The 25757-nt window shown below is 34.0% G+C and carries 19 protein-coding genes; 4 read left to right on the forward strand and 15 right to left on the reverse strand.

The genetic code is table 11. The annotated features are described in order from the left end of the window. Positions 1-13: 13 nt before the first annotated feature. Positions 14-814, forward strand: coding sequence for a DNA/RNA non-specific endonuclease (locus ATE84_RS06625; RefSeq protein WP_101446921.1), 801 nt, complete (start codon positions 14-16; stop codon positions 812-814). On the opposite strand, the gene rodA is transcribed toward ATE84_RS06625, so the two are convergent. From rodA to purH, 6 genes are all read right to left on the reverse strand, one after another. Further along, positions 815-2068: a rod shape-determining protein RodA gene (gene rodA / locus ATE84_RS06630; RefSeq protein WP_101446923.1), complete on the reverse strand. Its 1254-nt coding sequence runs from the start codon at positions 2066-2068 to the stop codon at positions 815-817. It lies immediately after the preceding gene. Next, the gene (gene mrdA, locus ATE84_RS06635; protein WP_101446924.1) at positions 2068-3939 is read right to left on the reverse strand and encodes a penicillin-binding protein 2; all 1872 of its coding nucleotides are present in this window, start codon (positions 3937-3939) and stop codon (positions 2068-2070) included. Before mrdA ends, rodA begins: the two co-directional genes overlap by 1 nt. Next, positions 3936-4442 (reverse strand): rod shape-determining protein MreD, encoded by a 507-nt coding sequence (gene mreD / locus ATE84_RS06640; protein ID WP_101446925.1) that lies wholly within the window; start codon positions 4440-4442, stop codon positions 3936-3938. Before mreD ends, mrdA begins: the two co-directional genes overlap by 4 nt. 3 nt (positions 4443-4445) lie before the next feature. Then, positions 4446-5258, reverse strand: a complete 813-nt coding sequence (gene mreC, locus ATE84_RS06645; RefSeq protein WP_101446926.1) for a rod shape-determining protein MreC — start codon at positions 5256-5258, stop codon at positions 4446-4448. 130 nt (positions 5259-5388) lie between these two features. Next, a complete protein-coding gene (locus ATE84_RS06650; protein WP_101446928.1) occupies positions 5389-6417 on the reverse strand; it encodes a rod shape-determining protein in 1029 nt (342 codons plus the stop codon). A gap of 43 nt (positions 6418-6460) precedes the next feature. Beyond that, positions 6461-7993: a bifunctional phosphoribosylaminoimidazolecarboxamide formyltransferase/IMP cyclohydrolase gene (gene purH / locus ATE84_RS06655; RefSeq protein ID WP_101446929.1), complete on the reverse strand. Its 1533-nt coding sequence runs from the start codon at positions 7991-7993 to the stop codon at positions 6461-6463. 151 nt (positions 7994-8144) lie between these two features. On the opposite strand from purH, the gene ATE84_RS06660 reads away from it, so the two are divergent. Then, positions 8145-9398, forward strand: a complete 1254-nt coding sequence (locus ATE84_RS06660; protein WP_101446930.1) for an ABC transporter permease — start codon at positions 8145-8147, stop codon at positions 9396-9398. 79 nt (positions 9399-9477) lie between these two features. Here ATE84_RS06660 and ATE84_RS06665 read toward each other — a convergent pair whose 3' ends face one another. The 9 genes from ATE84_RS06665 to ATE84_RS06705 form a co-directional block, all read right to left on the reverse strand. Continuing rightward, complete coding sequence (locus tag ATE84_RS06665; protein ID WP_101446932.1) at positions 9478-10353, reverse strand: type IX secretion system membrane protein PorP/SprF; 876 nt, start codon at positions 10351-10353, stop codon at positions 9478-9480. 63 nt (positions 10354-10416) lie between these two features. Then, complete coding sequence (locus ATE84_RS06670) at positions 10417-14709, reverse strand: Ig-like domain-containing protein (RefSeq protein ID WP_101446933.1); 4293 nt, start codon at positions 14707-14709, stop codon at positions 10417-10419. Between the two features lie 22 nt (positions 14710-14731). Next, positions 14732-15853 carry an ABC transporter substrate-binding protein gene (locus ATE84_RS06675; protein ID WP_101446934.1) on the reverse strand — a complete coding sequence of 374 codons (1122 nt, stop codon included), beginning with the start codon at positions 15851-15853 and terminating at the stop codon, positions 14732-14734. A gap of 49 nt (positions 15854-15902) precedes the next feature. Then, positions 15903-16469 (reverse strand): phage tail protein, encoded by a 567-nt coding sequence (locus tag ATE84_RS06680; protein WP_101446935.1) that lies wholly within the window; start codon positions 16467-16469, stop codon positions 15903-15905. Between the two features lie 45 nt (positions 16470-16514). Beyond that, a complete protein-coding gene (locus ATE84_RS06685; RefSeq protein ID WP_158237196.1) occupies positions 16515-17477 on the reverse strand; it encodes a methionyl-tRNA formyltransferase in 963 nt (320 codons plus the stop codon). Between the two features lie 616 nt (positions 17478-18093). Continuing rightward, positions 18094-18531, reverse strand: coding sequence for a retropepsin-like aspartic protease (locus ATE84_RS06690; RefSeq protein WP_101446938.1), 438 nt, complete (start codon positions 18529-18531; stop codon positions 18094-18096). Further along, complete coding sequence (locus ATE84_RS06695) at positions 18528-21134, reverse strand: CHAT domain-containing protein (RefSeq protein WP_158237197.1); 2607 nt, start codon at positions 21132-21134, stop codon at positions 18528-18530. Before ATE84_RS06695 ends, ATE84_RS06690 begins: the two co-directional genes overlap by 4 nt. Next, positions 21115-23103: a PKD domain-containing protein gene (locus ATE84_RS06700; RefSeq protein WP_101446941.1), complete on the reverse strand. Its 1989-nt coding sequence runs from the start codon at positions 23101-23103 to the stop codon at positions 21115-21117. The genes ATE84_RS06695 and ATE84_RS06700 overlap by 20 nt, the downstream gene beginning before the upstream one ends. 148 nt (positions 23104-23251) lie before the next feature. Then, positions 23252-24289: a hypothetical protein gene (locus ATE84_RS06705; RefSeq protein ID WP_143273586.1), complete on the reverse strand. Its 1038-nt coding sequence runs from the start codon at positions 24287-24289 to the stop codon at positions 23252-23254. Positions 24290-24394: 105 nt separating this feature from the next. Here ATE84_RS06705 and ATE84_RS06710 point away from each other — a divergent pair, with 105 nt between their 5' ends. Further along, positions 24395-24982: an RNA polymerase sigma factor gene (locus tag ATE84_RS06710; RefSeq protein ID WP_101446944.1), complete on the forward strand. Its 588-nt coding sequence runs from the start codon at positions 24395-24397 to the stop codon at positions 24980-24982. Continuing rightward, entirely contained in the window at positions 24979-25716 is a 738-nt protein-coding gene (locus tag ATE84_RS06715) for a hypothetical protein (RefSeq protein ID WP_101446946.1), read from the forward strand. Before ATE84_RS06710 ends, ATE84_RS06715 begins: the two co-directional genes overlap by 4 nt. The last annotated feature ends 41 nt before the right edge of the window (positions 25717-25757 follow it).

The raw sequence follows: 25757 nt of genomic DNA on the forward strand, positions 1-25757 counted from the left end.
TAAAAAATGAAAAATGAAAAGAAAGTATATCTATCCAATGTTGATTATTATCGTTACTATTGGATTTTATTATTTCGAGGGATATATAGATAATAAGGTAGACTTTAGTAGTGAGAAAGCAAATAATACATCAGAGTACAGCTTTTATTACCTGCCTACATCTACTACAGGAGCTATAATAGTTCATGATTTTTATGCACTATCGTATTCTGAAAAACACGAGCAAGCAGAGTGGGTAGCTTATGAATTAAAAAAAGAGCATCTATCTAAAAATGAATTTAAACGACCTTTTTTTGAAGAAGATAGAAAAGTAAAATCATTATCGGCCGATTGGCGTAATTATAAAAATTCTGGTTTTGATAGAGGTCATTTATGTCCTGCTGGAGATAGAAGATTTACATATGAAGCCTTTGAAGAAACATTTTTCACTTCGAATGTTGCACCTCAAAACCATGAATTTAATAGTGGTATTTGGAATCGTTTAGAGCAAAAAGTAAGATATTGGGCCAAAATATATGATGGGGTATATATAGTAACCGGAGGTGTATTAGTTGATGATCTTTCAACAATTGGTTATGAGCATATTTCTATCCCCAAACACTTTTATAAAATTATCCTTGATAATACTGGAGCAAAACCAAAAATAATTGCTTTTTTAATCCCACATAAGGATGTTAAAACACCTTTGAAAGAATTTGTTGTATCTGTAGACAAAATCGAAAAACTAACAGGGATTGATTTTTTTGAAACATTAGACGATAAAATTGAAAATCAATTAGAAAGTTCTTCAACGGTAGAAGAATGGAAATTTTGATTACCACTCATTCACTCGATTTGAATCTAATTTTATAAAAATAAAAAGTAAAATGGTGAACCCCCATAAACTTGAACCTCCATAACTAAAAAAAGGCAAAGGAATACCAATGGTGGGCATTAATCCTGTTACCATGCCAATGTTTATAGTAAAATGAATGAATAAAATACCTACAACACTATAACCATATACACGGCTAAATTGAGATTTTTGCCTTTCTGCGAGGTGAATAAGTCGAATTAATAATAAAACAAAGAGAATTATAATCATAGTTGCACCCAGAAATCCCCATTCTTCACCAACAGTACTAAATATATAATCGGTGCGTTGTTCTGGAACAAAACCTCCTTTGGTTTGTGTTCCTTCTTTAAACCCTTTACCAATCCAGCCACCGCTACCAATAGCAATCTGACTTTGGTTGGTGTTGTAGCCAATACCTTTTGAATCTACTTCCTTGCCTAAAACAATATTGAATCTATCTCTATGCCTTTGTTCAAATACATGATTGAAGATATAATTAACCGAAAAACAGAATCCAGCGACTACCATAATAGTAAGAAGGTATCTTGAGTATTTTGGTTTTCGTTTTCTATTTCTGATAAGTATAAAGAGCATAACAGCTGCAACCGCTAGAACTACCCATATTGGATTAAAAAGTAACGTAAGGATAAATAATCCTGCAGCAGAAGCTCCTACAATTAGATATATAGTAGCTAGACCTTCTCTGTACAATGGAAAGAAAAAGGCAGCATAAACCAATGCACTCCCTGGATCAGGTTGAGGTATAATAAATACAGCTGGTATTGCAATAATCAAAAAAGCTCTAACCTGATAACCAAGAACTTTTATATTGGTTTGCATATCGCTTAAGAATTTGGCTAGGGCTAGTGCAGTGCATGCTTTTGCAAATTCTGAAGGTTGTAATCCGGCAGGACCAATCTGATACCAAGATGTTGCACCATTAACATTTTTTCCGAATACAAAAAGACCTAATAAAGATAGTAATGATATTACATAAATTAATCCTGCAAAGCGTTCATAAAATTTTGCTTCTATAGCCTGAGTAATAATAATCAAGATTATACTGAATAGAATCCAATAGGCCTGTCTAACATATGCTTGTGAGAAGTCTGTTAATGAGAAGGCTTCATTTTCAGAAGAGGCTGAGTATATATTTACCCATCCAAAACTAACAAGTAATAGAAATAATAAGACTGTTATCCAATCGATTGCTGCTACACTGGATCTTGCCATTATTGATTAATTTTAAAAGGTTTGCCACTGTAGGGTTTGGCATATTCTTCTTCGAGACTGTGTGTAAGGATCCAATCTTCTAAATCTGTTCTAGAGATGACCCCGTTTATATGTTGTTCTATCATTAGGGAAGCAATTTTTCCAGCATAACGAGCACCCCAATATCCGTTTTCAACAAATACTGCTATTGCTATTTTAGGATTATCTTTTGGTGCAAACGCTACAAATACAGAGTGATCGGTGAGCTGAGTCTTTTTACCATCAATTTTGGTGAAGTTTTCTGCTGTTCCTGTTTTTCCACAAATCTCAATACCTTTAACCAGCAAGGATCTTGCAGTACCTTGAGTATATACCTGATACATTCCTTCTATTACAGGCTCAAAATGTTCTTTGTCAATTGTTGTAACTTTAGGAATAGTATAGTTTTCATTTTCTATAGGTTTGGTATCTATTGCTTTTATAATATGAGGGGTGAAATAATGTCCTCTATTTGCAATTGCTGCGGTCATATTCGCTAATTGAATAGGAGTAGAGAGTACTTCTCCCTGTCCTATAGCATTAGATAATGTCGCTGATGCATACCATTTATAAGTTGGGTATTGATAAATTTTATTGTAATATTCTGCCGTTGGTACTTTTCCTTTTTTACCCGTTGGTAAATCATAACCCAAATAATTTCCTAAACCAAAGCTTTCAACATGTTTTCTCCAGATTTCCATTCCTTCTTGTGGAGTATCATATTTCTCAATAATTCTTCTGTATACAGTAGCAAAATAGGCGTTACAGGAGTTTGCAATACCTGGAATCATATTTAATGGACTTCTATGAGAATGACAACCCAATTTTCTTCCATTTTTTCCATAATAATACCCCATTCTACAAGAAATACTTTCCTGAGTATCAATTACCTCTTCCTGTAATGCGATTAATGCATTAACGGTTTTAAACGGTGATCCCGGAGGGTATTCTGCTTTTAAACCTCTATCATATAATGGTATTGCTATAGTGTCATAAACTAATTTGGTGAAATTTGGAGACCGTTTTCTTCCTACTAATAATTCTGGTTTGTATGTCGGGGCCGTCACCAAAGCCAAAATTTCTCCTGTAGAAGGCTCTAAGGCCACAATACCTCCCCGTTTATTTTGCATAAGTCTTTGCCCATATGCTTGTAGTTTTGAGTCTAAAGTTAAGGTAAGATCTTTTCCATTTACAGGAAGGGTGTCAAATTTCCCGTTTTTATATGGGCCTATATCTCTGTTAAATCGATCTTTTTGAATTCGTTTTACTCCTTTGATGCCTCTAAGTTCATTTTCATATTGTTTTTCTACACCATCAATACCAATAAGATCTCCAGAAAGGTAATAGGGGTCTTCTTTTATTAGGCCTTCGTTTACCTCACCAATATATCCTAATACATTTGCAGCATTAACAGTTTGATAATCTCTTAGTGAACGTTTTTGAATGTAAAAACCTTCAAACTTTCTCATCTTTTCCTGTAGATAGGCATACTCATTTTTGGTTAACTGTGGTATAACAATTGATGGTACTCTAGGAGAATAGATTCTGGCTTTTTTTAACCTTCTTATTAGTTTGTCTTTACTGATGTTAAGGATAGAACAAAACTCTAAAGTGTCAAAAGGTTTTAATTCTCTAGGGATGACCATAACATCATATGACGGTTGATTGGTAACCAATAACCTTCCGTTTCGATCATAAATAGCACCTCTTTGGGGATAGTCGTAAATTACTTTGATCGCATTATCTTCTGATAGAGAAGCAAAAGAGGTATTATATATCTGCAAATAAAATAGCCTTGCGACAAAGACAATACCAGTAGTAATAATTATTAGGTAGAGTAGTAACTTTCTCATGAATCATTCTTTCTAAACAATACCAAAACCAACATGGCGATCACTATTGTAAATAAACTAGAAAATAACGTTTTTTTAATGATTAATAGTATATGAGAGAAGTTAAAAATTTCTAACGAGAAAAGTACAATGTGATGTGTTAAAACCATTAAAATAACATAGGCAAAACGCTCACCAAATCCAACATTGCTTAGTTTTACGGTTTGAAACTCATAACTAAGACCAAATACTGACCGTAGTGCTACTGGGCGAAAAAATGCAATTATGGTACAAGCTGCGGCATGTACACCTCCAGAATCACCAAACATATCTATAATAAGCCCTAACATAAAACTTATTACAAGAAAAAGCCCTTTGTTAATATTAATTGGAGCCAAAAGAATAAAAATGATATAGATGTATGGGTTTAAGTATCCTAAAAAGTTAATATGATTTAAAATAAAAACCTGGATTAAAACCAAAACAATGAATCTAATGATATGTAGTAGAGTATCTCTATTCATGATCTAATTTTCTAAGCTTTTGATTTCTTTGATATCCCTACTTTTTATGGCATAAATAAAACCAATATCACTCATGTCGTTAAATAATTTGACATCTATTAAATAGTAGCTTTTATTTTGATTTAATTTATAATTGACAATCGTTCCTATTCCTATCCCTCTAGGGAAAATAGTTGAACGACCATGTGTTATAATAGTATCACCTTCTCTAATGATTGCTTGTCGGGGTATAGTCTCTAATTGAACAATATTTGGATCTTTTCCGTTCCAGATCAAAGAACCATACTGGTTAGATTTTTTTAACCCCGCATTGATACGAGAATTACTGTTAAGAATAGAAATTATTCTACTATAATTTTTAGAGGTATTCTCAATAATCCCTATAATACCTTTGTCTGTTATAACCCCCATATCGGGTACAATACTATCTTTTTCACCCTTATTAATTAGAATGTAGTTATCTATTTTGCTATAATCGTTTTTAATTACTCGGGCTTTGGTAAAAGTATAAGGTTTGTCAAATGATAGCGTGTCTAAATGTGTTGTAGTAACAGAATCTACCCCCAGAACACTTAATCGATTACGAAGCTTTTCATTCTCATCTAATAATCGTTGATTTTCTTTTTTTAAACCAAAATAATCACTCACAGAGTGTTGCCAGCTATATAGTTCGCCACTTAAGAAATTAGTAGAACTAACAAATTTACTTCTATGATAAGAATGTGATTGTATGGTGAAAATCAATGCTATACATAATAGCAGTAGAAACAGCAGAAAACGTTTATTCTTAATTAAAAAATTAATAATCTGCTGCATGATTTAAAGTATGATGACTTCTTTAGTTAAACGTTCTATGTTGTGGCTAAGTGTTACTTAGCAAGTATTAAAGCAGGATAACGTAAAATCAGAAATTTAGGTATATTTCAGGAATGTTTTTTTTAAAACATTATTTTATCAATACACTCTTATACCTGTTTAGGTTTTTTAGTGTAATTCCTGTACCTCTCACAACTGCTCTTAACGGATCTTCTGCAATATAGACTGGTAAGTCTGTTTTTTGTGATAACCGCTTATCTAATCCACGAAGCATAGAACCTCCTCCTGCAAGGTATATACCGGTATTATAAATATCTGCGGCAAGTTCTGGAGGAGTTTGTGATAAGGTTTCCATTACTGCATCTTCTATACGTAGGATAGATTTATCTAGTGCTTTAGCCATTTCTCGATATGAAATCTGAACCTGTTTAGGTTTTCCTGTAAGTAGATCACGACCTTGAACATTCATTTCTTCGGGCGGTAATTCTAAATCCTCTGTAGCAGCACCAATTTGTATTTTTATTTTCTCGGCAGTACGTTCTCCAACATATAAGTTATGTTGTGTACGCATGTAATATATAATATCATTGGTAAATACGTCTCCTGCAATTTTTACCGATTTATCACACACAATTCCTCCCAATGCAATAACTGCAATTTCTGTAGTACCACCTCCTATATCCACAATCATATTTCCTTTGGGCTGCATAATATCTACACCAATACCAATTGCAGCTGCCATAGGTTCATGGATAAGGTATACTTCTTTTCCATTTACACGTTCTGCACTTTCTTTTACTGCACGCATTTCTACTTCGGTAATACCTGAAGGAATGCATATCACCATTCGGAGAGCAGGTGCGAATAGCTTTTTCTTTAATGCCGGGATATCTTTGATAAACATGCTTATCATTTTTTCACTGGCATCAAAATCAGCAATTACCCCATCTTTAAGAGGACGAATAGTTTTTATATTCTCATGAGTTTTTCCTTGCATCATGGCAGCCTCTTTTCCTACTGCAATAATTTTACCAGTCATAATATCTCTGGCTACAATAGAGGGGCTATCCACTACTACTTTGTCGTTGTGGATCACTAATGTGTTAGCGGTTCCTAAATCTATTGCTATTTCTTCGGTAAAGAAGTCAAAAAATCCCATAAAAGTCAAAAAAAGGGGTTAAAATTCAGTAAATGTAATAAAATTAATGTTTAAAATGACGTGTTCCTGTCATAACCATTGCAATTCCGTTTTGATCACAGTAATCAATACTTAATTGATCCTTGATAGAACCTCCTGGTTGGATCACTGCTTTAATACCTGCGTTGTCTGCAATTTCTACACAATCAGGAAAAGGAAAAAAAGCATCACTAGCCATAACTGCGCCATTAAGATCAAAATTAAATGCTTGAGCTTTCTCTATAGATTGCTTTAAAGCATCTACTCTTGAGGTTTGTCCTGTTCCACTTGCTAATAATTGTTTTTCTTTAGTAAAAACTATAGTATTTGATTTGGTGTGTTTACAGATTTTTGATGCAAATAAAAGATCTTCTACTTGTTCTGAAGTAGGCGCTACCTTAGTTACAGTTTTCAAATCTGTTTTGGTATCTGTTTTAAGATCTTTGTCCTGAACCAATGCCCCATTTAAACAAGTACGCACTTGTGTTTTTGGTAAATTAGAACCTTTCTGTACCAAAATGATTCTGTTTTTCTTTCCTTTAAGTATTTCTAATGCTTCGTTACTGAAAGAAGGAGCGATAACAACTTCACAAAATAGTTTATGAATTTCATCTGCAGTTGCTTTGTCAATTTCGGTATTGCTAATTAATATTCCTCCAAATGCTGAAACAGGATCACCAGCCAATGCATCAGTATAGGATTGAAGAACAGTTTCTCGTTGTGCTAAACCACAAGCATTGTTATGTTTTAAAATTGCAAATGTTGGTGACTCTCCTTTAAATTCACTCATCAGATTTACTGCAGCATCAACATCAAGCAGGTTGTTGTATGATAATTCTTTACCGTGTAATTTGTCAAACATAGCTTCAAAATCTCCAAAGAAAAATCCTTTTTGATGTGGATTTTCACCATAGCGCAATACCTTACCTTTGGTTTCACTTATTTTAAGAGAAGCTATTTCATGATCACTATTAAAGTAATTAAAAATTGCCGAATCATAGTGAGAAGATACATTAAAAGCTTTAGCAGCAAAACGTTTACGGTCTGCTAAAGAAATAGTTCCGTTTCTTTCAGAAATCACTTGTAAAAACTCGGCATAATCATCAACTGAAGCTACACAAGTTACATCAGAAAAGTTTTTAGCAGCTGCTCTAATCAAAGAAATCCCTCCGATATCTATTTTCTCAATGATATCTTGCTCTGATGCTCCAGAAGCTACCGTTTTTTCAAAAGGATATAAGTCTACTATAACAATATCAATTTGTGGAATCTCATATTGCTCAAGCTCTGCAACATCACTATCGTTATTTTGACGATTCAAGATTCCTCCAAAAACTTTTGGGTGCAATGTTTTAACTCTTCCACCTAAGATTGAAGGGTAAGACGTTACATCTTCAACAGGGGTAACATCAATACCTAAATCTTTAATAAATTTTTCGGTCCCACCGGTAGAATAAATTGTGACATCAAGTTCGTTTAATTTTTTTACGATAGGTGCTAATCCGTCTTTACTGAATACAGAAATTAGTGCAGATTTAGCAGTTTTTGCGTTGCTCATGAGAAAATTTAGTTAGTAAAACACAAAAATAGCAATTTAGTACCCAATTAGACAATCAATTATGCGTAATTGTTTTCAATAAATTGTAACAAAAATATAAGGAAAACGTCCTATATTTAAATAATTTAAAATCCAGTTCAAAAAATAGAGTATGCTAATCTATCTTAGAGTACTTAAGGAAAGCTTTAATTTTGCTATTAATGCACTTATAAATAATAAGTTGCGTACATTTCTTTCACTATTAGGTGTTACTATTGGGATTTTTTCGATTATTGGAGTTCTTGCTGCGGTAGACTCTTTAAAACAAGAAATTAAAGGAAGTATCAGCTCTCTGGATAATAGCACAATTTATTTGATGCGTTTTTCTTTTGGTCCTTCCGATATACCACAGTGGAAACGAGAACAATTTCCAGATGTAACTTTTGAAGAATATCAATACATCAATAGATCAATGCCGGATCTTAAAGCAGCCAGTTTTATTTTAAATGTAGCTCCTGAAACGATTAAATATGAGGACAATAGCCTAAGTAATGTAGAGATTGCGCCGGTTACCAATGATTATTATGATATTGAAGAATTGCAGGTTGTAAAAGGAAGATTTTATAACGAACAAGAATCTGTATCTGGTGCTCCTGTAATCGTTATAGGAGATGAAATTGCAAATAGCTTATTCGGAGCTAGCGATCCTATAGGAAAAAAAGTCCGTTTATACGGAAGAAAACTTACTGTAATAGGAGTGCTTAAAAAAGAAGGAACTGGTCTCTTTGGAGATAGTAAAGATACGGTAGTTATTCTTCCTGTTAATTTAGTAAGAAGGGTTTATGGAGATAATAATAAATCGTCTTTTCCCGCCATAATCATTAAACCAGAATCTGGTATTGATATACCAGAATTTGTAGCAGCATTAAAACAAAAAGTAAGAGCATATCGTGGGTTGAAACCTAATGAAGGGGATAATTTTTTTGTTAACCAACTACAAGGGTTTACTGATTTTATAGATAATATTACAGGTACAATGTCTACTATTGGAGGTTTTATTGGAATGTTTTCACTTCTGGTTGGTGGTTTCGGTATTGCCAATATCATGTTTGTAAGTGTTAAAGAACGTACGAATCTAATAGGCATACAAAAGGCATTAGGAGCTAAAAAAAGATTTATATTATTTCAGTTTCTCTTCGAAGCGATTATTCTTGCCATTTTTGGTGGATTAATAGGACTTGTGTTAGTTTGGTTAATTTCGATATTTGCCTCACAGTTTACAGGAGACTTTAAGTTTATCCTCTCAACTTCTAACATGTTTTGGGGAATGTTTTCTTCTACAATAATAGGCCTGATTGCAGGGATTTTACCTGCATTGTCTGCTTCAAAATTAGATCCTGTAGAAGCAATTAGGACTGGAATGTGAAAATTAAGAAATAATAGAATTGAAATACCTCACAGATTACTGATCAATTTTAAAGATAGTAATCTGTGAGTTTCTTTTTTTATTTTAGTTTAAATTTTAAAATTACTTCGTGAGTACCACTGGTATATGTATTTATACCTGATGTAACATGCTCATATGCGTAACCGATACTTAAGATGTTTTCTAAGAAATTGGCAGTAAAAAACCCTGTTATACTTTCATCTAGTCTATAATTTGCACCAAGTTCAATTCGTTCTTTATATAATATAGAAGAGGTAATATCCAGAGATATTGGGGCATCATTTACTACCTTACCTAATACAGAAGGGCGAAATTTAAAATCAGTATTTAGATCAAAATCATATCCGCCACCTAAAAACATTTGTAGATCATCACTCGCCGAAACAGGATTTAAACCTTCTTTTTCGTATCTGTCATTAGAGAGTAATCCAGGAGCAGAAAGTGATATGTAGTATTTTTTTGCTTTAAGATAGAACCCTACTCCCACATTGGGGTTGAATGTATTCACATTTTGGGTGAATAATGGATCGTCTTCAATGCCAACTTCATTAAGATTTATTTTTAAAAAAGACCCTCCAGCTTTAACTCCTGCGTGTAGATTTAATTCTTCATTAATTTTTATTTTATATGAAAAATCAGCGTAAAGATGTGTTTCGTCTAACACAAAAACCTTGTCGCTTATGGCGGTCAATCCAACGCCTATTTTATCACCCACAGGAGAATTTATATTAAAGTTAAGAGTTTCTGGGCCGTCCTTAACCCCTGTCCATTGGCTTCTTACAGCAAATAGCGCCTCAAGACTACCGTTAATCCCTGCATAAGCAGGAGTAATTACATTCATATTATATCGATACATGCTAAAATGGGGGTCTTGTTGTGCATGACTTACAAATGATATAGTGATGATAAAAATTATATATTTTAAATATTTCATTTCTTTGGTTTTGTTGGTTTTTGGAAATAGCTACCGTTGCATTTTTTTGAAACTATATATTATTTAATAGTTTATATAAATCCAACCGGTTAAAGGAAGTGTTTCTTTAATATTGGTTTCTATAATATAATAATAAGCTCCTGTAGGCAATTTATCATTGCCAAGTACTAAGCGACCATTTGAGATTCCACCCCAGTTATTTTGATAATTTCTAGCTTCAAATACTTTATTTCCTGATCTGTTAAATATTTGAATGTAGTGATTAGGGAAGTTTTCAATTCCATTAATAACCCAAGTATCATTGATGCCATCTCCATTAGGAGAGAATCCTTTGTTGAAGGTTAGCCTAGTTGAAGGTTTTTGTTTTGTATTTATTGAAAAATTATTAGATTCTACTACACCTGTACCTCCATTTCCTGCAATATCAGTATATCCTGTATTGTCTAAGGAGATCACATTGGTATCACTTTGAATATCTTCTGTTGGTGTAAATATTGCTGTGAAAGTGATATTGCCATCTGTAGAATTTACAGTTGCTAATGTTCCGTTAGGAATCGTTAAATCTGCGTTATCAAAACCAGTAACTGCTTCAGAAAAAGTAATAGTAACTGTTGCAGTTTCTCCTGTTGTTAATTCATTGTCATTTATACTAATAGTAGCTGTTGGAGCAGTAGTGTCATTAATAGTAATATTTACATTAGTGCTATTAGGGCAACTTCCAGAAGTTGTATAGGTAACGGTATATGTATTAGGAGTTGACGCCGATACATCAATTGCTCCAGTACTTTCGCTAACACTTAATCCATCAGGGGTAGAAGAGAATGTGCCACCTGCTAATCCGGTAATTGTTGGTGCAGGGTCAGATCCAGATTGAGCATAGGTTGCTGCATCATATAAAAATGAAGCATCGTCTAATTCATTAATGGTAATAATGACATTAGAGCTGTTCGGGCAAGTTCCTACCGTTGTATAAGTAACGGTATACGTATTAGAAGTTGACGCCGATACATCAATTGCTCCAGTACTTGCACTAATGCTTAACCCTGCAGGGGTTGAAGAGAATGTTCCACCTGCTAGTCCTGTAATAGTTGGAGTTGGATCAGTATCATTAGTACAAAAAGCAGCTGCAGAGTAGTTAAATGAAGCATCATCTATTGCGTTAATAGTTACAGTTACATTAGAACTATTAGGGCAAGTTCCAGCAGTTGTATAAGTAACGGTATATGTATTAGGAGTTGAAGCAGATACATCAATTCCTCCAGTACTTGCACTAATGCTTAATCCTGCTGGGGTCGAAGAGAATGTTCCACCCGTTAGTCCTGTAATCGTTGGAGTTGGATCAGTATCATTAGCACAAAATGAAGCAGCAGAGTAATTAAATGAAGCATCATCTACTGCGTTAATGGTCACATTTACATTAGAACTATTCGAGCAAGCTCCTACAGTTGTATAAGTAACGGTATACGTATTAGGAGTTGACGCCGATACATCAATTGCTCCAGTACTTACACTAATGCTTAATCCTACGGGAGTAGAAGAGAATGTTCCACCTGCTAGTCCTGTAATGGTTGGAGTTGGATCAGTATCATTAACACAAAATGAAGCAGCAGAGTAATTAAATGAAGCATCATCTATTGTATTAATAGTCACATTTACATTAGAACTATTCGGGCAAGTTCCAGCAGTTGTATAAGTAACGGTATATGTATTAGGAGTTGAAGCAGATACATCAATTGCTCCAGTACTTGCACTAATGCTTAATCCTGCGGGGGTTGAAGAGAATGTTCCACCTGCTAGTCCTGTAATGGTTGGAGTTGGATCAGTATCATTAGTACAAAATGAAGCAGCGGAGTAATTAAATGAAGCATCATCTAGTGCGTTAATGGTTACAGTTACATTAGAACTATTCGGGCAAGTTCCTGCCGTTGTATAAGTAACGGTATATGTATTAGGAGTTGAAGCAGATACATCAATTACTCCAGTACTTGCACTAATACTTAATCCTGCTGGGGTCGAAGAGAATGTTCCACCTGCTAGTCCTGTAATCGTTGGAGTTGGATCGGTATCATTAGTACAAAAAGCAGCTGCAGAGTAGTTAAATGAAGCATCATCTATTGCATTAATGGTTACAGTTACATTAGAACTATTCGGGCAAGTTCCTGCGGTTGTATAAGTAACGGTATATGTATTAGGAGTTGAAGCAGATACATCAATTACTCCAGTACTTGCACTAATACTTAATCCTGCAGGGGTCGAAGAGAATGTTCCACCTGCTAGTCCTGTAATAGTTGGAGTTGGATCGGTATCATTAGTACAAAAAGCAGCTGCAGAGTAGTTAAATGAAGCATCATCTATTGCATTAATGGTTACAGTTACATTAGAACTATTCGGGCAAGTTCCAGCAGTTGTATAAGTAACGGTATATGTATTAGGAGTTGAAGCAGATACATCAATTGCTCCAGTACTTGCACTAATGCTTAATCCTGCGGGGGTTGAAGAGAATGTTCCACCTGCTAGTCCTGTAATGGTTGGAGTTGGATCGGTATCATTAGTACAAAATGAAGCAGCAGAGTAATTAAATGAAGCATCATCTATTGCATTAATGGTTACAGTTACATTAGAACTATTCGGGCAAGTTCCGGCGGTTGTATAAGTAACGGTATATGTATTAGGAGTTGAAGCAGATACATCAATTCCTCCAGTACTTGCACTAATACTTAATCCTGCTGGGGTCGAAGAGAATGTTCCACCCGTTAGTCCTGTAATCGTTGGAGTTGGATCAGTATCATTAGCACAAAATGAAGCAGCAGAGTAATTAAATGAAGCATCATCTATTGTATTAATAGTCACATTTACATTAGAACTATTTGAGCAAGCTCCTACAGTTGTATAAGTAACGGTATATGTGTTAGGAGTTGAGGTCGATACATCAATTGCTCCAGTACTTGCACTAATGCTTAATCCTGCTGGAGTCGAAGAGAATGTTCCACCTGTTACTCCTGTAATCGTTGGAGTTGGATCAGTATCATTAACACAAAATGAAGCAGCAGAGTAGTTAAATGAAGCATCATCTATTGTGTTAATAGTCACATTTACATTAGAACTATTCGGGCAAGTTCCGGCGGTTGTATAAGTAACGGTATATGTATTAGGAGTTGAAGCAGATACATCAATTCCTCCAGTACTTGCACTAATGCTTAATCCTGCTGGGGTCGAAGAGAATGTTCCACCTGTTACTCCTGTAATCGTTGGAGTTGGATCAGTATCATTAACACAAAATGAGGCGGCAGAGTAGTTAAATGAAGCATTTTCCAGATTAGTGACATTCACTGTGACGCTTCCACAAGAACCGGGTGTTACACAGCCACCTTCGCCTCGTACATAATAAGTAGTAGAAGGTGAAGAAGGGGTTACTGCAATAGTAGATGAAGCAGTTGTAGCTACTTGTGTTCCTCCACAAGAACCGGTATATACTACCCATTGTGTTGCATCATTTAAAGAACCAGTGATGGTTAAGGTAGCATTGTTGCCATTACATATTGTTGATGGAGTGTACGTTACGGTTGGAACATCTGGATCGGTACAAGCTACCACACATGTCACAGAAGGAGAATATGCACTTGTAGATATATCGAATCGGGTGTCGTTGTCTTTAGACCAATTGGATTGATCATTAATAGCGGTTCTTAACGCTGTTGAAGTACCTGTTAAGGTGCCTGTATATTTAGCATTATCTTGCTCAGTTCCTATAGAAGGGAATAAGGATACACAATCTACGCCGTTTGTTAACCCTGCGGGTAGTGCAGATCTTGCAGTTCCAAGAGCTGCAACAGTTGGGTCATTCCAGAGTGTTATAGCATCAAGAGCGAATGGTGTTCCGTTACCATCATCTCCATTAACCCCTGTTATAAAAGTGGGTGTTGTCGAAGGCTCAGCACTTGCTGCCTGATACACCAATACCTGATCACCCCCTGTAAGAGACCAATTAGACCCACTAGCCAAAGAAATACTAGCTCCTGGTACGCTAGAACCAATCGTAAATGAATTTGCCGAAGTTTCGTTAATATGAACGACTGTTCCACAAGGTAATCCACCAGAGGGAGCAGTATATTGAATGTGCCCTTCGCTGGTTCCTGCCCAGCTCCCTGCTGCTACAGTATTCCATCCTTCTTCTGTGAAGAAAATAACTTCGCTTCCAGAAATATCGGTTAAGGCTATAAACGTAAAATCATCACTAGTTCCAGTACCGCTATCGGTATTGTAGCCTATAATTGCGATATCTCCGGGATTTAATTGTGCAAAAGAAATGACACTTGAAAAAAGTAATAAAATACTTAAAATCGTAGTTTTTTTCATAAGTTAAGGTTTGTAGTTTGCATTAGTGACAGAGGTAGGTGTTAAACCACCCTTGATTATTTTCTTTTCCTGTTAAAGAATTAAGAGGATTTTTATTTAAGTTTTTAAAAATTTGCCTTTTCCAGAAAGAACCTTCTGTAAAGGTGTTCTCCCAAATATGATGGTTAAAATTAGTAGTGTTAAAATCATTGTTAAAATTGATTATTCCTCTTGGGCCTCCAATAGATATGTTTTGAATTGCTGTACTAAGGTTGTTCTGATCTTGAATCAAAGCTGATTTGATAACAAGTCCATTTTCATAACCTAGCAATGCAAAAACATCAGGCTTTTTTCTAAATTGTTTTTGATGCATTTCTGCAAACGAAATATTAGTATCGTTATCCAGTTCGGGATACCAGCTCGATATTGTTTTTATTTGGTTAAATACATCTGGAAACTCATTTATCAGAGCATCTTCTGCTGAAAAAGGCAGTGTATATAATGGATGTTTCTTATGTAATTTGTTTTGACTTAAGTAAGAAGCGTGTTCTTTGGCAAATATTCCGTTATGAAAAGCTACTATTGCATCGGGTTTTGTTTCGTTAAAATAGAGATCCATTAATTCACTTTCATTTTCTCGAGGATGTAAAGGAGTGATAAAATGTCCTGCAAAAGAAGCATGTTCTTCTTGAGTAATAATATCATCTAGTGCTTCGATAAAGCCATACCCAGCCTCATAGTAGCAAGTAGAAGTTGCTACCTTATATTTTTTATGCTCCAAAAGATAATGCACTAACTTATGAAGCGAATCATAGAGCCCTAAAGAATTTTGAAAAACTCCATTAGGTAATTTTATGGGGCGTTTAGAACCAAAATTGGCGGCAAGTAGTGTTTCTTGATTGTTAAATGTAAAATCTGAAAGTTCTTTAAATCCAGTATGACCTATAATACCAGTTGTTATTTTAACGTTTTCTTGATAACATAATTTTTGAAAACTATTGATAAGTTGTTTTTGATCCGACCCAAATCCGATACTCTCTATGACTAACTCAGTCTCAATTCCTTCTATAGCCAATCTCATTCCATTCAAGAAAGATTTTCCCATTGTTGGATATGCATTAGATTGAGGGATTAATACACCAATTTTATGTTTTGAACCAATCATTATAAAAATTTATTAGAAAATTAGAGGGAGGTGAACCCCTCTAATTATTTTAGTTTCTTGAAGGGAATATCCCTTGCATAGCAATACAAACATTAATACCAAGAAATGGGTTTCTGTTTTCGAATGGTTGACTTCCACCTGTTGGATTGGTAGTGCCAGAAATAGATACTCCTCCGAGTTTATCTCCAGCTGTTGGGTTTTCTCGAAATACTTCTGGCATATTACCGGCTGTTCCAAGCGCATTAGCACCTGCATCAGTTTCATTTGTAGCATCGGTATTGTCTGTTGTGTAAACACTAACATTAGCAACGCCATTGGTTAATGAGTGAGAGTGATTAGGCATATTTAACTGGTTTAAATAGATTTGTTCTATTCCTCCTCGTTCTCCCCATGAAATGGTTGATAATCCAGGCCCATGACCAATATGAACAATACTTCTACCTCTTAAATCAGGTAATCCAAAGGATGTTCTACCATCACCACCAAACGTAGTTCCTAACAATGAAAAAAGTGCAGAGTATTGTGAGATAGCTAATAGTTGCCCATCACATTTATTCCAGCCTCTGGGTGCGAAATTGAATCCAAAAGGTTGGATTTGTCCTAAAAATGGTTCCATAATAAATTTTGGTTTTAAGATTAATAGTTGTTTTAATGTTTTTCTTTATGTTGCAATAAGGGGTTCTGCTTTTATACTGGTTGTAAAATGTTGGTTTTGTTTTACTCCTAAATGAAAATATTTTTGACCTGTTAATACACCTGCATCCGAATGAATAATGTTTACTCTTAGTAATTTTTTATCCTTACAGTATACAAATAACCCTTCTTGTGGATGGATATGCACAATTTCACCTGGAGTCTTGTCGGTTAGAGTGTCTGGGCAATCTGAAGGAGAAACTTCTATTATTTGTACAGGAGAGCCTTGATAATATGTTGTTGCACCGCCATATTTAGGATTACAAGCATTTACTAGGTTTTCAATTTCATCTGCTGTTTGCTCCTCCCAATTGATAGTTAACTCTTCGGGATTGGGGTGTTTATTATAGATGCATTGGCTTTCGATAGATTGAGTTTTGTAGTTTTCAGGATTTTGGATTAGGTGCAAAGCTTTTTCTGCTAATTGCTCGAGCATAAAACTCATTTTAGAATTTACCATTCCCGATGTTTCACCTGGTATAATAGGAACCACTTGTTCTATAAGGATTTTTCCTGTGTCCCATTCTTCATCCATTTGATATATAGTAATAGCGGTATTTTTTTCTCCATTTTTTATTGACCAGAATAGAGGGTCTGGCCCTCGATTTTCGGGTAGCTTTCCAAAATGAATATTTAAAAAACCATGTTTGGGAATATGTAATACCTCTTTTGGGATTTTTAATGAAAAACTACAGACTAAGACTAAATCAGGAGATTTATCGAGTAACCAATCTTTAAATTGGCTTGAAATGTTTTTATTATTAATAACAAAAGTCTCTATCTCTTGTTGTTTAATCAAACTTAGAGAGTCTTGATTTGATTGTTGAATTGTTTTTTCTTGCATGCAGACAGCTTGCAAGTGGTTGTTTTGATGTAAATATTGATATAGCGATATGCTAGTTGGAAAACTCCCTATAAGTATAATTTTCATGCTCATAAATTAAACCGGTTTGATATTGGTTTACTTGTAAATGACAATAGCAGCCTTTTTAACTTCATTTCTTTTTTATAGAAAACAGAAGTTAGAAACTAGTCAATACATATAATTACTTGATTTTGACAGATATGTTAGCTTAAAATAGCCTGGGAATGATTGCTTAAAATTTGCAATATGTGGGGTAATTCGTAATGCTTTTAGATAAACTTCTTTATTATAAAGTTTATTGAGGGGGTAATTAATGTGAATATTTGCAAATTAGAATACCCGAGTATAAGTTTTGTATACCAAGATATTGGATGCAATAATTACTGAAGGAAACATTTGTATGATGGTAGAATCCGTACCATTGATTAGAAAATCAATTATATCTTAAATTTAGTTAAAAAATAGTAACAAATCCTAATTTTAAACTGTTTTTTAACCTGTACGTTATACTCAATGTGGTTGTTGCACAACTCACAAAAATACTAAAAGAACTATAATTTTTGTAATCATAAAATCGTATTCAATTGATTTACAGTGTTTTTTGTTTTGTAATCATTAAAAAAACATTGATTTATTCAAAAATACGAGTTGTGTAACGGTTACCAATGTTAGATAATTATACTTATTTCAAATACATACATTTTTTATCGTAATCAATAACTGCTTTTCCTCTTTTAAGAATATCAGCTCCGATAATACCGTCTACAGGCTCAGCATGATGTGCTATTAGTGCTGCATTTACATGATTAAGATCAAATAAAACAAGGGATATTCTTTTTCTAGACCATTTTCCAATTTGCATAGTGTTTTTTTGTGAAAGTTGCGTAAGCATATCGGTAGCTCCAGCTCCGGCAGCTTTGACATCGCTGTCTTGAGCAAAAAGAGAAAATTTATCCACTGCTTCAAAGCCTACACAAGAGTTAGAAGCGCCGGTATCAACAATAAAATTACCTTCTACACCATTTAATACTGCTCTAACTTCAAAATGATTTGTCTTTGTAAAAACTAATTTAATTCTATAATATTCTTTTTGGTTTAAAAATTTTCGAAGTGTACTCATTTTTTATTTTGAAGAAACTTGGGTAAAAGTAGTATAATTAAAATAAATAAAACAATACCTATTCTATACCAAAGGTAGTTTAGAGAATAAGAATGTTCAACCTCACCATAATATACAAATGCGGCCCAATAATAAGGTGATTTTTGAGCATTAGAGATGTTTTCAGCATCCAGATAATCTAGTTTGGCGCGATGTATTGCTCTTGCTTTGGGAATTGAATGATTAAGATTTTTGTAAAAGTTTTTCATTACTGTAGCAGTGGTTTTGTCATTTACTTTCCATAGTGAAAAAAGTATATTTTCTACTCCAGCATAATGAAACCCTCTACCTATGCTTATAGGACCTTCGCCTTTTGCTAGTCTACCAACACCAGTTTCGCAAGCGCTTAAGACTACCAGATCGGCATTAAGTTGTGTCCCGTATAGTTGATTAACCAGAATGTTCTGATCCCTAAATTGTATAGAGGCAGGTCTGGAAAAGTTTCCGGATTCTGCATGCGTAGACAAATGAATGATATCATGTTTTTTTGCTAATTCTGTAAACCGTTGATAGGTAGCTTGTTCTTTTTCTATAAAATCACCATTAAAATAACGCTGTATAGATTTGCTTTCGTTTTTTGAAAATGAAAGTTCTGTCTCTGTGTTTTCAAAAACAGGAAATACCCCCAAGACAGTTTTTTTCTGAATGTTTTTAGGATTAGATCTCAAATATTTACTAGCCGAAATTTCATAACTTACTTCAGTAGATCTTAATAAAAAAGACATTTCCTTAAAATTCATAGAACTAGTTTCTTCTAGAAGTAAGGTTTCAAAAGGAATAAAATAGAGAAGACCATCGGGTATAATTAATAACCTTTTGGATTGCCTGGGGATTTTTAATACATTAAAAAGTTCGGCAGCTTTTTTTGTGAATTTGGTAATGTCACGGGTAATGATCGAAGCATTGTCGAAATAATGAACATATTTTTTGATTATGCTTTTGAAATACTCAGGATTTTCTATTTTTTTGATCTCAAAAGAATCTTGGGTGATTACAAATTGATATATGTTTCGATTTCCATAAAAATATTCAATCAAAGTAGTGTGATCTTTTTTTAATTTTTTCTGAAGAGTAGGAATAGAAATGTTGTTTTGATACCGAAGTAGTTTGGGGTATGCGTAATGAAGTTTTTTGAGCATCCCTTTAAGGGCAATAGATGTAGTGTCGTGAGCTGTAGTCCATTTTTGAATTTGAGCGATATTGGCGCCTTCTCCTTTTAATTTTTCTTTTAAAATTAGGGTCTCATAAGAGACTAATTTTGAATTAAGACGATTTTTATTTGAGACCAAAGAATCATTTTTATATTGAGATAATAGTTTTTTGGATATCAAAGCTTCATTTACAAAAGGGGCTTTAGAACGTTCGGCTGCTTGAAACGCTTGTATACCATATTTTTTGTCTTTTTTGTCTTTGTAAATGGTAAAAAGAAGATCGATATAGGTCTCTGTTCTGTTCCTGTTTTGACCGTGTTGAATAATCCGGGTATCTTGAAGGGGATATAAAATATTAAGTTTTGAGTTCACATCAAAGGCTAAATCAAAAGCAGCTATCGCTAGAAGAGGATTTTTAGTTTCTTGATAAATATAGACATGAATGTCTAAAGCTTTTAGCAGAAGTCTATCTGCAATAAGGTGTTCTTTTGATGGTAAATCAGTATTTGCTGAATATCCTGGTAGGAGAGAGGTGTATATTTCTTTCAGGTTTTTTTGAACCTCTCCAAACTCTGATTTGGATAATAAAATATCAATATACGCCAATTGCCATTTGATCGTAGTTCTGGCCGATGTGTTTTTGTTTTTGAGTAATTGAGATCTGGCTTGTAAAATGTAATCCTGAGCATTTTGGAATTCTTTTCTTTCTAAAGCAGTAGCGGCAAGAATCTGATAAGCGTTTATTTGATTAGCATCTATAGCGATTACTTTATTTGCAATTTTTTTTGCTTTGTCATAATTACCAGAATCCAGATAGTTGGTAGCTGTGTTTGTTAATAAATTGGTGTTGTCAGGATCAATGTCCAAGCCTTGTTTAAGTATTTTAAGTGCTTTTGGGTAATTTCCTTGATTGTGATATGCTATTGACAGATTGGTAATTCCTGAAATAATTTTTGAAGTATTCTCAGATTGTTCAGCCAGATATAGATAATTTTTTATGGTGGTTTCAGCTTTGGGTAAATCTCCAATTTCTATATAGATATTGCCAAGAGGTTGCAGACAGTTTTCGATTATATCATAGTCGGTTAATTCTTTTTCATAATATGTTTTCCAGGCAGTCTCATAATATAAAATAGCCGTTGGTTTATGGTTAAACTGATTGTGATAATAGCCTAGATTACAGTTTACAATCACCCAGGCCAACTGATCTGCTTTTGTATGAAGCTGATTTTTTTTTGAAGCAATCATTTTACTTAACCGTAGCGCTCCAGAATTTGAAGGTTTTTGCGCAAAATAATCTAATTGATTATATAAAAATTCCGAGGTTTTTGTTCTTTGTTGTGCCTGCACTGTTGTATTACCTAACCACAGAGCAGCGATACATACCAATGTTCTAAAACTTCCAAATTCCATAAAATTGAATTTGAGAGTTTGGGCTATCAAAATTATGAACATATCTAATTCCCAGGCTTGGTCCTATTCTTACTGTTCCAAAATTCATTCCAACAAAAACACCAGTCTGTATATTTGTAAAATCATCTTTGATTTCTTGTGTTTCTAAAACATCAAGATCTGGGTTTCGAATAATTTCTGTAGTTTGCCCATTTCTGAAAATAGAGAAACCTTCTCCTATGGTTTCTTGATCATTTTTACTGGTAATATCCATTTTTAATTGAATACCTGCTCCCATAGCAAAAAAGTTGTTGAAATTATAGCGAAATGATCCGGGAACTGCATAAATAGAAATGTTATTAAATGTATTCGTTTCAGAGAATTGGATTAAACTCTGAGTGCCATTTGGATCTATAGAAGAAGTTTCAAAGTTTCGTAGTTCATCATATGAAGATGCAGATGCCATTATTTCGGCTTGATAATACCCTCTGTATGATTTAAATGGAGATAGAGTTGCTCCAACAAAGTACTCTTTTTGATTGTCAAGTTCAGGAACCACAATATATCCTGCTTTTGCACCTATAGAAATACCAGGTATAAATCGGGTAGTTGCATAGTTGGTGATAATTGGTTCGTTTTTATCAAAATATATAGCAGTACGACTTTTGGTCTTTTTTTTGTGAAAATTTTTGCCAAATCTCATAGAGTATTTTACAAACCCTTTGGTCGAATCTATTTCTTCTACGTTTTTTTGCTGACTTCCCGGGAGATAAATACGGTTAAACTGAAAAATGATCTTGTCTTTTTTTAAAATAGTATCAAGGCAACTGTAATTAACCTCTCTTTCTTTAGGACATATAGGGCATTCGGGATACATGCCGTCAATTTGCAAGGTAGTTTTATCAAACATTTCTGGAGTGTCTACTGCTAGTTTTATCGTATTGGCAGGACCTTCTCCATTATTTTGAAAACGGACTTTAAATTTGAGGCGTTTAAATCGTACTAGTCGATAATTCATTAACCAGCCATTAGAAGACATTTTATTAGGGTCATGAGAAGTAACAATTTCCATTTCTGTGTCCTTCACGGTATGGTTGTCAAAATTTTCATCAGGAACATAGATGCTTCGTAACGTAACAATGGCACTGGTATCTTTGATCATTTCAGGAGTTGTTTTCAAGGTCCTAAAAATGTTTCGCTCTTCACCAGGTTGCATATCATTAAATGCTATAACTTGATAATTACGATATAATGATTTGGATTCTTCTAATGTGAGTGGAAGGTTTTTTCTTTTAGTAGTGTCCTGAACAAATAATGTTCTATTTTGTAGAGTGGTATGTGCAGAAGAAGCTAATAAAGTATGATCATCATTTTGAGAGAGTGTTTCAGAAATAATGGGTAACGGGATAATCTTTTCCCCATGATGCAATCGAGTGTCTTCTAGAATAAAATTGTCATTTTTGAATTGATTATCATTATAAAATAAGTACAATTTACCACTAGAAACATAGTTATTTGTATTTTTATAACCTGTTATAAATACCATTTCCTGATCTGGTATAGGTTCACGATTTCGTTTCAGAATTAAATCATCATTTTCAATAAAAGGAGAATTAGAATCTACAGAAGCCTCGTCAGATGCATCACCTATAATTATTGATTTAGGTCTACTTGCAGGAGGTTTTCCATTATCATAATTATTAGTTGCCCAAAGTTTGGCTTCGTATGTCCCTGAAGATGTATACCGATGTGTCGGTTTTTGTTTAAAACTGTAATTACCATCACCAAATTCCCAATAGTAGGTGTAAAAAGCTTTGGGAGCACCGGCAATTTGATTTAGAGGAGGCATCTCGGCTTTATAGGCTACTTGATTTCCAATAATTTCATAGGATATAGGTGCTATTCTTGGAATGGTGTCATTGATAAGTATTTGTCCAAAGCTTAAAAATGGAAATAATACTGTACAGTATAAGATGATGTAGCCTCTCATGATTTGTTGTTAGTAGTTACTAAAGATAAGTAAAAAGTTAAATTAGAAATATAGATAAAAATATTCCGGGAGGTAACCTCCCGGAATATATACTGGAATTTGCCGTAACCCCCGCTAACTAATTTACATATTCCAGTATGATTTTGTATTATGGTAACCCGTTTATTAATGTTATTAACTCGGCTTCAGTACCTGTGGTAGTGGACCCTATCATTTCTACATGGTCTTCAGTAATAGTAGCTCCCTGGATTGCATATGTATACGCACCATCCTGAACAGATACAAATATGAAATGTACTTCTAATCCGATAGGGATTTGCCCATAATGCTCAGAGAATAATTCGGTTTCTTCATTATAAATATCCAATAATGCTAATGCGGTTGGTTCGCCATCATAAGATACATATACATTACAATTTGTATTGTCATACCCTTCAGGAACATCTACATAAATAACGGTTTTTGGCCTTGGGTCATTATACCAACGATCAATGTTAGTCCATCCAAAATTATTGATGAAACCAGAATACCCCATTACTCCTGTTCCGCTAGGTCCTTCTCCTTGACCAAGATCAATATTCCCTTCTTCATTTTCTTCCCAAACGACATCGCAATTGATTACATCGTTATCACAACCATTTTCTGCAGCTTTAAAGAGCCTCATTTCAGGATCAAAATTTTCATTTGGCGAAAAAATCTCAAATGCACTTGCAAGTTGTAGTTGGTTTCCATTCTGATTTGCATTTACAAAAAATTCTCCAGCAGATTTTAAAGTCTCGATATCCCCATTTGGACGCTTACCATTGGTAGGCATTTTGGTTAATAGCATTTTGGCTTTATCATAGATTTCTACTAATTCGATAGTAACACTCCCACTAACGGGATCGCCATTTTGATCTAAAAAACTATTTGCAGGAAAATGTAGTTGTGTGCCTTCTTCTCCATACATGTATCCTCCGGTATCAGCATTCATGACAAAAGTTTGGATAGCCTCTTCGCGGTTATCTTTAATTGCTTCTTGTAGCTCTATTCCGTCTATGAATTTTTCAATAATAATATCATTATCATCGTTTTTACAGCTTCCTAATAAAAGAATAGCTGCACCTAAAAGTAAAAAATTCATCATCGCTTTTTTTACGTTCCTACTATTCTTCGGTACTACAGTTGTTCTATTTGATGTTCTCATAATTTTCGAAATTTTGTTGTTTACATCATCAGATCAATAGCTTTGATTTTTTGTTACCCTTATTTTGATAACTTTTTTTAAATTAGTTGCTTATATTCACTATTTATGGGAAATACCAAATTTCATTCTGATCAAAAATATATTGAAGCTCTTTTGAAGAATGATACAATAGTCTTAACCGAGATTTATAATAAATTTGCTCCCAAAGTGGTTGGGTATATAAAAAACAATAGCGGAGATGAGGCCAGAGCTCAGGATATCATCCAGGAAACCTTACTCACTATTTATAAACAAGCAAAAGAGAAAGGATTACAACTTACTTGTCCTTTTGATGCTTATTTCTTCTTGTTGTGTAAGCGTAAATGGTTGAATGAATTAAAAAAGCATTCTAATAATCAGGTAACAATTAATGAAGAGGTTGTATCTATAAATGATGAGAGTGTTCGTTTTGCAGAAGAAACTGAAATATTTAATGCAAAGCACGAACTTTTTAAAGAGATGTTTGACCAATTAGGTAAAGCTTGTAAAGAATTACTGAAAGCAACTTTTACTATAAAATCTATGGAAGAAGTGGCTTCGAAATTAGGGCAATCCTATGGATATGTTCGCAAGAAAAAATCGTTATGTATTGGTCAATTAACAAAACTTGTTCAAAACACTTCTAAGTTTAATAAAATAAAAAATTTGTTATGACCCCAGAAGAAAAATATGAGTTGTTTGATCGGTTCTGTAGTAAAGAGCTTTCTGCTACCGAAGAAGAAACACTAACAAAATTGATTAGAGAGGATGAATCTATTGCAGAGGAGTTTAAACTGTATCAAGAGTTAAATTCACATCTTGATATACGTTTTACTTCAGAAAAAGAGGAGGGAGCATTAGAAAATAATTTGAAAACGATTGGAGATTCACACTTTAACAGGAAAGCAACTACAAAAGAAACCAAAGTCATAAGAATGCCTGCTTGGGTATATGCAGCGGCTGCAAGTGTGGCTGTAATTTTTGGAGTATACTTTTTTGGTCAAAGTAATCCTGTATATAGCGATTTTGCAAATATTCCTGAATTATCAATTACAGAAAGAGGAAATGTAGAAAAGAATAGTAAGAGTGCTGAACATGCCTTTAATTCAAAAGATTATGTTGAAGCCGAAAAACACCTATCCGTATTACTGTCAAAAGATGAAAATAATACAGAATATCAATTCTATTATGGACTATCATTATTAGAACAAGATAAATATGTAGAAACTACTCAGGTTTTAGAAAAATTGTATCGAGGTAACTCTGGATATAAATACAAAGCATTATGGTTTGAAGCACTAAATCAGCTAAAACAGAAAAAACATGATCAATGCATCGCACTGTTAAAGAAAATACCCAAAGATGCGGAAGATTATAATCTGGCTCAGGAATTATTGAAAAAACTGTAGCCTATTGTAATTTATTAATTTGTTTCCTGTATAGTGATATT

Source organism: Aquimarina sp. MAR_2010_214 (genome assembly GCF_002846555.1).
In the GTDB taxonomy this organism is placed as follows: Bacteria; Bacteroidota; Bacteroidia; order Flavobacteriales; family Flavobacteriaceae; genus Aquimarina.

Excerpts from the sequence above, each read along its gene's own strand:
- mreD (WP_101446925.1), bottom strand. The coding sequence starts at position 4,442 with ATGAATAGAGATACTCTACTACATATCATTAGATTCATTGTTTTGGTT.
- ATE84_RS06705 (WP_143273586.1), bottom strand. The coding sequence starts at position 24,289 with ATGAGAACATCAAATAGAACAACTGTAGTACCGAAGAATAGTAGGAAC.
- ATE84_RS06670 (WP_101446933.1), bottom strand. The coding sequence starts at position 14,709 with ATGAAAAAAACTACGATTTTAAGTATTTTATTACTTTTTTCAAGTGTC.
- purH (WP_101446929.1), bottom strand. The coding sequence starts at position 7,993 with ATGAGCAACGCAAAAACTGCTAAATCTGCACTAATTTCTGTATTCAGT.
- ATE84_RS06650 (WP_101446928.1), bottom strand. The coding sequence starts at position 6,417 with ATGGGATTTTTTGACTTCTTTACCGAAGAAATAGCAATAGATTTAGGA.
- ATE84_RS06715 (WP_101446946.1), top strand. The coding sequence starts at position 24,979 with ATGACCCCAGAAGAAAAATATGAGTTGTTTGATCGGTTCTGTAGTAAA.
- ATE84_RS06625 (WP_101446921.1), top strand. The coding sequence starts at position 14 with ATGAAAAGAAAGTATATCTATCCAATGTTGATTATTATCGTTACTATT.
- ATE84_RS06700 (WP_101446941.1), bottom strand. The coding sequence starts at position 23,103 with ATGAGAGGCTACATCATCTTATACTGTACAGTATTATTTCCATTTTTA.
- rodA (WP_101446923.1), bottom strand. The coding sequence starts at position 2,068 with ATGGCAAGATCCAGTGTAGCAGCAATCGATTGGATAACAGTCTTATTA.
- ATE84_RS06710 (WP_101446944.1), top strand. The coding sequence starts at position 24,395 with ATGGGAAATACCAAATTTCATTCTGATCAAAAATATATTGAAGCTCTT.
- mreC (WP_101446926.1), bottom strand. The coding sequence starts at position 5,258 with ATGCAGCAGATTATTAATTTTTTAATTAAGAATAAACGTTTTCTGCTG.
- ATE84_RS06660 (WP_101446930.1), top strand. The coding sequence starts at position 8,145 with ATGCTAATCTATCTTAGAGTACTTAAGGAAAGCTTTAATTTTGCTATT.
- ATE84_RS06695 (WP_158237197.1), bottom strand. The coding sequence starts at position 21,134 with ATGGAATTTGGAAGTTTTAGAACATTGGTATGTATCGCTGCTCTGTGG.
- mrdA (WP_101446924.1), bottom strand. The coding sequence starts at position 3,939 with ATGAGAAAGTTACTACTCTACCTAATAATTATTACTACTGGTATTGTC.
- ATE84_RS06665 (WP_101446932.1), bottom strand. The coding sequence starts at position 10,353 with ATGAAATATTTAAAATATATAATTTTTATCATCACTATATCATTTGTA.
- ATE84_RS06680 (WP_101446935.1), bottom strand. The coding sequence starts at position 16,469 with ATGGAACCATTTTTAGGACAAATCCAACCTTTTGGATTCAATTTCGCA.
- ATE84_RS06675 (WP_101446934.1), bottom strand. The coding sequence starts at position 15,853 with ATGATTGGTTCAAAACATAAAATTGGTGTATTAATCCCTCAATCTAAT.
- ATE84_RS06690 (WP_101446938.1), bottom strand. The coding sequence starts at position 18,531 with ATGAGTACACTTCGAAAATTTTTAAACCAAAAAGAATATTATAGAATT.
- ATE84_RS06685 (WP_158237196.1), bottom strand. The coding sequence starts at position 17,477 with ATGAAAATTATACTTATAGGGAGTTTTCCAACTAGCATATCGCTATAT.